The organism is Phormidium sp. CCY1219 (assembly GCF_055795085.1).
In genome coordinates this window covers 19,559-30,849 of record NZ_JAYFEQ010000517.1, presented here as the reverse complement: position 1 = coordinate 30,849, position 11,291 = coordinate 19,559, and the positions used below count along the sequence as shown (strand labels likewise).

The 11,291-nt window shown below is 52.1% G+C and carries 8 protein-coding genes; 1 reads left to right on the top strand and 7 read right to left on the bottom strand.

Annotated features, from left to right (window positions below):
- Window positions 1-99: 99 nt before the first annotated feature.
- The 7 genes from AC0QH1_RS13760 to AC0QH1_RS13730 form a co-directional block, all read right to left on the bottom strand.
- Complete coding sequence (locus AC0QH1_RS13760; protein ID WP_324631729.1) at window positions 100-945, bottom strand: DUF1206 domain-containing protein; 846 nt, start codon at window positions 943-945, stop codon at window positions 100-102.
- 338 nt (window positions 946-1,283) lie between these two features.
- Window positions 1,284-2,234 (bottom strand): 2OG-Fe(II) oxygenase, encoded by a 951-nt coding sequence (locus AC0QH1_RS13755; RefSeq protein WP_324631728.1) that lies wholly within the window; start codon window positions 2,232-2,234, stop codon window positions 1,284-1,286.
- Between the two features lie 148 nt (window positions 2,235-2,382).
- Window positions 2,383-3,252 (bottom strand): 2OG-Fe(II) oxygenase, encoded by an 870-nt coding sequence (locus AC0QH1_RS13750; protein ID WP_324631727.1) that lies wholly within the window; start codon window positions 3,250-3,252, stop codon window positions 2,383-2,385.
- A 37-nt stretch (window positions 3,253-3,289) separates the two neighbouring features.
- The gene (locus AC0QH1_RS13745; protein ID WP_324631731.1) at window positions 3,290-4,348 is read right to left on the bottom strand and encodes a cupin-like domain-containing protein; all 1,059 of its coding nucleotides are present in this window, start codon (window positions 4,346-4,348) and stop codon (window positions 3,290-3,292) included.
- A gap of 196 nt (window positions 4,349-4,544) precedes the next feature.
- Window positions 4,545-5,654: a cupin-like domain-containing protein gene (locus tag AC0QH1_RS13740; protein ID WP_324631726.1), complete on the bottom strand. Its 1,110-nt coding sequence runs from the start codon at window positions 5,652-5,654 to the stop codon at window positions 4,545-4,547.
- 159 nt (window positions 5,655-5,813) lie between these two features.
- On the bottom strand, window positions 5,814-7,379 hold the full coding sequence (purH, locus tag AC0QH1_RS13735; protein WP_324631725.1) for a bifunctional phosphoribosylaminoimidazolecarboxamide formyltransferase/IMP cyclohydrolase: 1,566 nt from the start codon (window positions 7,377-7,379) through the stop codon (window positions 5,814-5,816).
- Between the two features lie 291 nt (window positions 7,380-7,670).
- Window positions 7,671-7,814 carry a hypothetical protein gene (locus AC0QH1_RS13730; protein WP_324631724.1) on the bottom strand — a complete coding sequence of 48 codons (144 nt, stop codon included), beginning with the start codon at window positions 7,812-7,814 and terminating at the stop codon, window positions 7,671-7,673.
- Window positions 7,815-7,890: 76 nt separating this feature from the next.
- Here AC0QH1_RS13730 and AC0QH1_RS13725 point away from each other — a divergent pair, with 76 nt between their 5' ends.
- Entirely contained in the window at window positions 7,891-11,232 is a 3,342-nt protein-coding gene (locus AC0QH1_RS13725) for a two-partner secretion domain-containing protein (protein WP_324631723.1), read from the top strand.
- Window positions 11,233-11,291 lie beyond the last annotated feature (59 nt).

Genomic DNA, 11,291 nt, shown 5'->3' with positions numbered 1-11,291 from the left:
GCGATTTCAATCGCCCGCCTTTTATTAGTCCGCGTAGGCGGACTTAGCCTGCCCAGGCGCGATTTCAATCGCCCGCCCTTCCCCGGCAATCCCCCGCTATTATTGCCCCGCACTCACCGCTTCTCCCGGATCGATATTCGGGGCTATAATCCGACGATAGCGAGCTTGTACCCCCATATAGATACCATAGGCCACCAGACCCAGTGCCAGCAATCCCATCAACCAAGGGCCATAGGGCTGCCGCAACAGGGTATCGAGTACCCCTGCAAGTCCTCTAGCTTCGCTGGCATCCGACTGATAGGCAGCTTGCAAGAGGAAAAAGCCGATAATCACGAAAACCACGCCCCGGGCGACTAAGCCGAATTTCGCGATTCGAACCGCCCATTTTTCTTCTTTGAGGCTCATTTCTCGCACTTTTAACTTTTTGCGGAACTTGGCCGTAAATGCTTTATAGAAATGATAAAAGCCAACCCCAACGACGATCGCGCCCACAACGCCCACCAACCAGCGCCCAAAGGGTTGTGACATCAAGCGGGCCGTCCAGCCTTGGGTGGAGGTGCCACCGCCTCCAGTGCTTTGGGAACCGGAAACCATGCCCACCGCCGTCAATGCTAACGCACCATAGATAATCCCGCTGATGGCATATCCGATGCGCTTTCCAATGCCTTTGGCATCGGAACCGTGATGTTCCGGATCCACGATCGCCTCTACGAAGCGCCACAGCACGTATCCAAACAATCCGATCGCCACTAAAGTGAGTAAAATCTGTCCGAAAGGCTGACTGATTATCGTTTGTAGCGCGCCTTTGGTGTCGGTGGTTTTTCCGCCGCCGGTAAATGCCGCCTGCACCGCCAGCACTCCCACAAGGGCATACACTATGCCTTTCGCCGCATACCCAAACCGCGCCAAGCGATCGATCCATTCTGATGAAGAGTTTTGTGTCATCGTCTTTTACTCAAATTATTGTCGTTTTGTTATCCTGATGTTGGAATTCAAATGATTAGCCTGAAAGTAGCCCCCGCAGAGGGGTGGCGCGCTCAGATTGCACTATCAAATCACTAACAAACTACTTCCTTTATTCTCAGCCCTGCATCTATCCAAAGGCCGATATCCTTCTCTATCTAAAGGATTAAATTGGTGAAGCGACGCCATTTTAGGGGAAATATTGTAGGGATTAAATTCGATGGGAATTTCCCCGAAAGTCTTGCAGTTTCTAACGTTAACCCTGGATAAAACAGGTGGAGTTGTAGAGACGCGCTGTCGCGCATCTCTACTCTAATCCATCAAGATGCATAACGGATCCAACCGTTAAACGTAAAGCGACTGTCCGCAAACTCTCGCGAGGGGCAACTGACGGGCATCACTTCATGGCAATAGCTGCTGAGGAAAAATACGATGCTGTTGTTGCGCGGTTGAATGTCGGTGAAAGATTCCGCCTGAGAATATAAAGTCTCGCTAAGTTTCCAAGAATCGTACAGTCGCAAGGCCCCGCCGTTATACTGCTGCGGTTCTCGATGGAAATAGTAAACGTAGCTAATAATTCGCGTGGCAGTTTCGGTATCCCCATTGTCGTTGTGAACCTTATAATAATGCCCGTCATTGTGAGCGGTTATTTGACCTTCGATTTGCGCGATTTCAAACAGGGAGAGGCCAAGTTGTTGCACCACTTGGGGGAAAGCATCTCGGATGCGATTTTTTATCAACTGGTCAAACGCTTCATCAAAATAGTATAATATTTTCGATTGACGATGAGTGGGATCGTTACTTCCGACTTTGCTGCTTTCAAACTCTGGCTGTTTGTGCAACACATACTGTAGCAGGCGCTGGTTGTCTGCTGGAGAGAGGAAGTTTTCCATCAGCACATATCGCGAGGAGATTAACTGCGGATTTTGCCCATTGTCGGATTGCGGTTGCGGTTGCGGTTGCGGTTGCGGCGCGGAAACCACTTCGTTATTGGCGGTTAGGGACAAATCCTCCAGAGAAATCGGCGGATCGGTGGCGATCGCCACAATCGATTCGCTGGGAAAGTACAGCGTTGCACCCCCTTCTTCCATTGGAATCTGAAACAACCGACTCCCTGACTCTGGATTTTGCGACCCCTGCGCCATCGCTTCGAGGAGTTGGCGCAAAAGCGGCGCATTAGCAGGAAGTTCGAGTTCGCACTGATGTCCTCCCGCAATCAGTAGCATCACGTGAACCGTTTGGATATTCGTTTGCGCGAAAGTGGATGTCATATCAATTTACCTGCGATAAGTGTAACCTGGAACTGAGATCTGGCGATTCCTCAGAAAGTACCCGCGATCGCGGGTACTTTCTGAAAATCCTATCATTCACCGGTTCAAATTCGGCATATCCGGCATCAAACTTTCCGCGATCGCTTCCTTAACTTTTCCGCAACCACCCCTTCACCTTAAAACAGCGATCGCTAAACGCCGGCGAATTCCCCCTCACGGGCAACACTTCATAACTGTCGCTGCTGAAGAAAAACACCACACTATTATTGCGCGGTTCTACAGTTTGAAAAGTCTCCGCCGGATTCAAACTCTCTCCCTCAATTTTGCTATTGTAAATCAGCAATTCACCCCCGGTAAACGGTTTCGGTTCTCGAGAGAAATAATACACAAAATTCAGCACTCTGACCGCCGTTTCTGGCGACCCATCGTCCCGGGTCATCGGTTCGGGTTTTCCCTCAGAGTCGGGAATCGCCACCGCCTCAATTAACGGAAGCGGAAAATCCGGAATTCCTAAGCGCAGCAAAACATCCGGAAGCACCGCGCCCACCCGATTTAAAATCAGTTCTCGAAACGGCGCAAAAGAATCCGGCGTCGGAAGCTGCACCCCACTAATTTCCATCCCGGAAGACTGGGGCAAACAGGTTTCTAAAAGGCGCTGATACTCCCCGTGTGGCAGAAAATCATCCAGTTGTACCACCCGCGATTCAATCACCTGCACTGGAGAAACCGATGCAGATTGCGCCATCGTTTCTGCCGCATTTGTCACCTGCATCGGTTGCAGTTCGATCGCCGGATCGGTGGCGATCGCCACTAGGGATTGACCGACAATGTAAACCGTCGAATTATCTTCATCCCCCATCGGAATTTCAAACAGGCGATCGCGGTTTTCCCGGGGATTTATCAGCGCTTGGAATAGCTCCCGCAACAGTGGCGCATCTGCTGCAAGGGAGAATTCGCACTGATGCCCTCCCACCATTAACAGCATCACCTGCACCGTTTTCGACTCAGTTTCTATCACCTTTTTCCTCCTCCATAACCTGCCATTGTCTCTGGATTTACTCGTACTCGTTAGGAAACACAAAATTCATCAGCGAAACCGAAACTGCAATATCCAACGCCTTCACATGATGCCACCATCCCACGGGCATAAACAACACTTCTCCCGGTTCCAATACTGTCTCGATAATATTGACATTCTCCAGCAGCGGGAATTGCTCGTAATCTGGATTTTCTAAGTCAATGTAACTGTGATAGCGCCCGCGATTGTAAAGCAAATGTTTGTGATTCGGAGAAATCAGCTTGATTCGCTTGCGTCCGTACACTTGACACAAAAAGGTATTGAGAGAATCAAAATGCAGCGGCGTAATGGTGCCCGCAGGACCGAACCAAAAGGTCATTTGAGCCGGGTCGGGTTTGACCTCTAAATACTCCGAAAACATCTCCATATCGGCAAAAAGTCCCTGCATTTTTGGTCGATGAAAGGTGCCGTTATAAGCGCCGATGTAATAGTCATTGGTTTCCCCACCATTGATGACTTTATCCACAAAGGTGCCAAGGGACATCATTACCTGGTGTTTATCGCGCTCAATTTCGTAGTCCGGATTCGATTCGCGATTGACTTGTACCCCTACCATTGCATCGCCGTATTTTTCCCGAAAATATTCTGGCGTCCACAAAGACAAAGCGGGCCAGTTGTGCATCAAATCCGTAAAAATCACCGGGGTATTCGTAGCATAGTATTTTTCTAAAAACTCCGCTCGCGGAATTTTTGTTATTCGCTCTATTTTACCATGATTTGGCGACAGTTTTTCGAGTTGACGATAAATTTCTAATTGCCATTCTAGTTGTTGCACGGTTTTGCTGTGGTTCGTGGCGGATGGCGATCGCTTCTCCACCGCGATCGCCTCTCGCGGTACGGGCGGATCCGTCGCGATCGCCACTAACGATTCCCCCGGGAAATACAAACAGCTTTTCCCCGACTCCATCGGCACTCGAAACAGTTTTTGCCCCTCATTCCCCCTTGGATTTCTCAGCGCCGCAAACAACTCCCGCAGCAGCGGCGCATCTGCATTTAAAGAAAATTCGCACTGATGACCCCCTTTTAATAAGAGCATCACCTGAAAAACTTTACTCGATGTACTTCCCATTTGTCCCGATTGACTCAATGTATTTTCACCCTTTATTGTATCCGTTGATTTGCTGATAGCAAGCGTCAATTTTTTGGCTTGTTTTTAACTCGTTCCCAGCATGAGCTGGGAACGCCTTGCCCGAGGATGAACCTGCACTTTTACTAAAAAAAAGCAGAAGGTATTACTCCACTTGATAATGATTGGGAAACCAAAAATTAGTAAACGACACAGAGATGGCGATATCCAGAGAATTCACATGATGCCACCAGCCGATTGGTATAAAAATCACTTCTCCGGGATGTAATATTTCATCAATCACATCCACTTCTTTAAACCGAGGATATTTTTCATAATCGGGATTTTCTAAATCCACTTCACTGTAAACTCCCACCTGATTGTAAACCAAATGCTTTTGATTGGGAGAAATCAATCGCAACCGCTTGCAACCATAAACCTGTGCCAGCAAGATATTGCCCGGGTCGTGGTGCAGGGGAGTAATGGTACCTTGCGGACCGAACCAAAAGAAACTTTGACCCAAAGCTTGATTGGGGTCGAGATATTCCGAAAAAATTTCGATATCCCGATAAAGTCCTTGCAACTCTCCTTTGTGCAAATTGCCATTATACGGAACCATATAATAGTCATTTGTCGGACCGCCATTCACCACCAAATCCGTATAGTCAGCGAACCGCATCATCTGCTTGTGCTTTTCTTTTTCCCGTTCGAATAGCGGGTTAGATTCGCGGTTGAACTGCACCTCCACCATCACCGAACCGTATTTTTGCTTGAGATACTCTGGCGTCCAGAGAGAAAGGGCTTTCCAATTCTCCATCAAATCGGTAAAAATCACCGGGGTATTGGTGGCATAGTATTTTTCAAAAAACTCCCCTCGGGAGATTTTGGTGCGGCGTTCTATTTTGCCAAAATTCGGCGAGAGTTTTTCCAGTTCTCGATAAATCCCGAGCTGAATTTCCAGTTTGTGGGCGTGAGTAGCATAATAATCGATATGAGATTGTAATTGTTGCGCTTGTTCCGCGAGTAATTCTCGGGCAACTTGGAAATAAGGATTCGCCGAAACTGCCTGCACTTCCGCCACAGCGATGCGAATATCGATACCATGTTCGACTAAAATCTGAACCAGTTGGCCGTCGGAAAGGTTTCGCATTTTGTTAATTGCAATCCATTTTTTCCACTCATCGGGAAGGGTGGATCGGTACTCAGCGGGATGAGCGGTTGTCGGGGAAGAATCTGTGGTTTTTGCAGTGGAGACAGTTTGAGGATTGGGCATCATCTGTGGTTTCCTTTAGCAGTAAATTGGGGTTGAGCGGACGATGGTTTATCCGATTTTACCCTCACCGGGACAGATGTAGGGTGGGTAGTGCCCACCCTAACCGATGGCCTTGAAAAAAGGCACTATGGGTGAAAATCAAGCGACGGAGAGGGGATGCGCTTAGTGCCAGAAGTGGCGTTTGCCGGTAAATGCCATTGCGATGCCGAGTTCGTTAGCGGCGTTGATGGAGTCGCGATCGCGCTTGCTTCCGCCCGGTTGGACGATCGCCACAATTCCTGCAGCAGCAGCAGTTCTCACTGAATCATCGAAGGGGAAAAACGCATCCGATGCCAACACGGCACCCTGGGTTTTTTCACCGGCTTGTTCTAGAGCAATTTTAGCCGCACCCACCCGATTCATTTGACCTGCGCCGACGCCGACGGTAACGCGATCGCGCGTCACTACAATCGCATTGGATTTCACATGTTTGACCACTTTCCAAGCAAACAGCAATTCTTCTAATTCACTCTCCGTCGGTTGCTTTTCGGTGACGATTTCCCAATCATCGGGGAGTTGCATCAGGGTATCGTTTTCTTGGACCAAAAAACCACCGGCGATCGCCTTCACCGTATGCTGCGGCCCACGGGTTAAATCTGCCAAGGTTAACACCCGCAAATTCGACTTTTTCTGAAGCACTTCGCGCGCTTCCGGTTCGCAATCCGGTGCCACAATACACTCTAAAAACGTCTTTTTCATTTCCGATGCAGTGGCGGCATCAATCGGACGATTGAGGGCGACAATACCGCCAAATGCGGAAACCGAATCCGCCGCAAATGCCTTTTGATACGCTTCCACTAACGTGCTTCCCAATGCCATCCCGCAGGGATTGGTATGTTTGAGTACGGCGGCGGCGGGGGGCGCATCGGGACCGATAAATTCAGCAATCAAACTGCGCGCGGCTTCTAAATCCACCAAGTTATTGTAACTGAGTTCTTTGCCTTGCAGTTTTGTCGCCCCGGACCACCCGCTGGGATTGGCCCCCACTTGATACCACGCCGCCGATTGATGGGGATTTTCGCCGTAGCGCAGGGCTTGTACTTGCTCGCCGCTGAGGCCAAATTTGGCGGGCATCGGGGAGCTTTCCGGGGAGTGTACCAACGGTTGATTCCCCAGATAAGTGGCGATCGCGTGGTCGTAGGTGGCGGTATGCCAGAATGCTTCTACCGCACAACCCTGGCGAAAATCGGGGGAAGGGTTGCCCTGATTGTCGCGCAACTCCTGCAAATAGGCATCGTATTGCGCCGGGTTACACAGTACGGTTAAATAGCCATAGTTTTTCGCCGCCGCCCTCAGCAGGGTTGGACCGCCGATGTCGATATTTTCGATCGCTTGCGGTAAGGTGACATCCGCTTTGACGATGGTTTGCTCGAAGGGGTAGAGGTTCACCACCACTAAATCGATGGGGCGAATGTTGTTGTTGTCCATATCTTCCACATCCTCCGACACCTCCCGCCGCGCCAGAATTCCCCCATGAATTCGCGGATGCAGGGTTTTCACCCGTCCGCCCAAAATCTCCGGGGATCCGGTGTAGTCGGACACTTTGGTGACGGCTAAACCCGCGTCTTGCAAGGCTTTTGCCGTACCACCACTGCTGATGAACTCGAAGTCGAATTCCTCTGCTAGACTCCGCGCGAGTTCGACTAACCCGGTTTTGTCCGATACGCTTAATAGAGCTAAACGCGCCATAAATCCCTCTTCCTTTCAGAGATTGCAAATTTGCCTTTACTAGAATAATGCTTCATTTGCTTTTTCTGCAGAATGTAAGATTTCTTTTGGATTTCCCCCCGCTGACGCCACCCCCCTCCCCTTTTGGCGGTGGCGCTTATCCGAATGCAGGTTTTGTCGCATTCTATACTAGAGTAGGAACTTCTCGCTCGCTATTTTGGCGCGAGTCTCTTTTTGTGCTAAACCCCCTCATTCGCTTGGGAATTTTTTATCCGCATACGATATCTCGAGTTTATACAAAATGCATTTTTCTCACAATAAGGTTAACCCTTGAGGGGCAAAGATGGCAATGCCGCGAGCGGATTTGCCCCCGGAAGCGGAAAACCAGTGGCGCGCTGCCAAAACAGCGATCGCCAATCTGCCGTGATATAGTAGGGGTTGACCCCTTTTTGCCAATTGTATGCACCCTTGTCGTCGTGGTTTCCATCCCTGTAGCCTGAAGCAGAAAAAGGCATGGCGCGCCCTGTGTCTGGTGTCACTTTCATGGGGATTACTATCCAAAGCGGCGATCGGGCAAATTGTCCCGGATGCCACTCTTCCCGTCAACTCCATCGTGACGCCAGAGGGGCAGACCCGAGTCATCACCGGGGGCACGGAAGCTGGGGGTAACTTATTTCATAGCTTTCGGGAATTTAACGTGCCCACCGGGGGAGTGGCGTACTTCGACAACGCACCCGCCATTCACAATATCTTCACTCGCATCACCGGAGGAACCCGATCGCAAATCGACGGTTTGCTGCAAACCAACGGTACCGCGAACCTATTCTTATTAAACCCGGCGGGAATCATCTTCGGTCCGCATGCCAGGCTCAACGTCGGCGGCTCCTTTTTTGCCAGTAGTGCCGAGGCGATCGCCTTTGCCGATCGCACCCAATTTAGCGCCACACCCAGGGACACTCCCCCATTGCTCACCATCAGCGTCCCCCTGGGATTGCAACTCGGGCCAAACCCGGAATCCGTCGCCGTTAACGGGGCAATCCTCCAGGTTCCCCCCGGCGAAACCCTTTCCTTCGTCGGCGCTGACATCGCCATCGCCCACAGCGAATTAAACGCCCCTGGGGGACAAATTCGCCTCCACTCCCTAGGCGAGGGCTTTTCTCCCCTCTCCCCCACCACCGCCACCCCGCCACAACCGACTCACTTCCACCCCATCACCCTCGCCAACACCACCGTGAATGCCAGTGGCGAGGGGGGTGGAGACATTCAACTGCAAGGGAGTCGCATTTCCCTGCGCGACAATTCCACGATTGTTGCCGATACCCTGGGGTCTCAACCGGGCATCGGCATCGAGATCCGCGCCCAAAAATTGCAACTGCGCGATCGCTCCTTTATCTCCGCCTCCACCTTGGGATCCGGTACCGGGGGCAATCTCGCGATTCGCGCCACCGACTCCCTGGAAATCCTGGGAGGCGGTAGCTATCAAGAAATCCTCGATAACCTGTTTCAAAACAACGTCACCACTCCCGCCGAGATTGCCAGCGGGATATTTGCCCTGAGTTTTGCCACCGGCAAGGCGGGGACTCTCAGGGTGGAAACCCCAACCCTGGCAATGAGTAACGGCGCTTATATTTCTACGGCAACCTTCGGTCGCGGCACCGGCGGCACTTTGAATGTGAGAGCCAACCGTATCACACTGAGTGCCTCGCAACTGTTTGCCGATAACTTTGGCAATGGCGATGCCGGAAACGTTACCGTCAGCGCCGACAGCCTGCGGGTTGTAGAAGGAGGCGCGATCGCCGCCTCCACCTTTGGCGAAGGTCGCGGAGGCACGGTAAATATCACCGCCTCCGACTCCCTAGAACTGATCGGAACCACCCCCAACAATCGATTTAACAGCGGCATATTTGCCAGTGCCTATTCCGAAGCCACGAAACCTGCCGGCAACTTGAACCTGACCACCGGACGTTTAAGCCTGCGCCAGGGAGCCTCCGTGGGTGCAGCCACCTTTGGTGCCGCCCCTGGGGGAACCCTGAATATTCGGGCAGAGCGGGTAGAAGTGAGCGGTACTAGCACCAACGGCGAACATTACAGCCGATTGGATACCGCCAGTCATGGAGCGGGCACAGCGGGAGACTTGCGGATAGATACAGGAACTCTCATGGTGCGCGATAGCGGATTAATTCTCACTGCATCCTTTGGCACCGGCGCGGGGGGGAATCTGACCATCCGCGCCTCCGAGTCCGTAGAGCTAATCGGCACCGATACATTTGATTTGGTCAGGGAAGTGGAAGCCGGAACATTCGACCCGACTAAAGTGCGAGATGGATTGTTTACCGCCACCAGCGGTCCTGGGAATGCCGGTTCGCTCACTATCGAAACCCGTCACTTCAGCGCCCGCAACCAAGCCAATGTTTCCACCAGTACCTTAACCGAAGGGGATGGAGGAAATTTGATGCTGCGCGCCGAGGACAAGGTAGAGTTAAATAACTCCTTTTTAGTGACTGGGACGGCGGGTATCGGTGCGGCGGGGGGATTAATGTTGGAAACCAACCGATTGCTTCTGGGGGATAACGCGGCGATCGCCACCTCCACCTTGGGCGCAGGTCCGGGGGGAGATTTAACCATTACCGCCTCGGAGTCGGTGGACCTGAGCGATGGGTCCATCCTCCTGACCACCTCCGATAGTACGGGAAATGCCGGGTCGTTAACGATTACCACCGGGGATTTGAGGCTCACAAACAACGCTGAGATTGCCACCGCTAGCGTGGGGCAGGGAAATGGGGGAAATTTACAAATTACTGCCTCGGAGTCGGTGGAACTGCGGGATGGGAGTGGGTTGCTCACTTCCACCTTTGGCATGGGAGATGCGGGATGGTTAGCGATTCAAACCGATCGCTTGAGTGTGACGAACGAATCGGGAATCGTTACCTCAACCTGGGCCGAGGGTAGCGGGGGGAATTTGGCGATCGCCGCCTCGGAGTCGGTGGAACTGACAAACGCCAGTGCATTCCTCACCGAAACTTTCGACAGCGGACCTGCCGGCGATTTGAACATTACCGCGCGATCGCTGACCCTCAATGATGGAACCATTACCGTAAGTTCTCAAGCATCCGGAGAAGCCGGCAACCTCCACATCGCCACGGATCTCCTCTATTTAGTCAATGGCGAACTGTTAGCCGCCACCGCCTCCGGTCAGGGCGGAAACATCGAACTTCAAGTGGGTAATCGCATCGGAATGCGGCAAAATTCGCGAATTTCTGCCGAAGCGATCGGCACCGGCAATGGAGGCAACATCACCATCAATACCGATTTAATCGGTCTGCTGGAAAGCAGCAAAATTCGCGCCAATGCGGTACAAGGTCAAGGAGGTAATATCCAAATTGACACTCGCGGACTCTTGAGTCGCCCGGGTCAGATTACCGCCAGTTCACAACAGGGCATCGATGGCGTGGTTCGGGTGGATACGCCAGAGATTGACCCCAGTCATGGATTGATTCCTCTGCCCACGGAAGTGGTGGATACCCTGGGGTGGGTGTTTTCCAGTTGTGGCCCCGAGTCGGACAGTAGTTTCTACGTCACCGGGCGCGGCGGTTTGCCCCCTAGCCCTAACGATCCGCTTAGCACTCACTCTCCATTGGTGGATCTGGGATTCGCTTCTTTCCGGGGACTGGCAGGCGATCGCCGCCGCCGTTCTTCCCAGCGATCGCAGTTGCGATCGCCTCCGACTCCTCCTTTGGTGGAAGCCCAAGGCTGGGTGGTGAATGGCAACGGAGACATTCAGCTTACCGCCGAAGTGCCCCACCCCACCCCACACTCACCCTGGCATGGGAACCGGGTATGCTTACCACAAATAAAGCCAAGTGTCAAGAGTTAAGGGGATTTTTTTACCGAACCAGGGCAAAACCAGCAAAATTTGCAAGAAGCAGCAGGGGG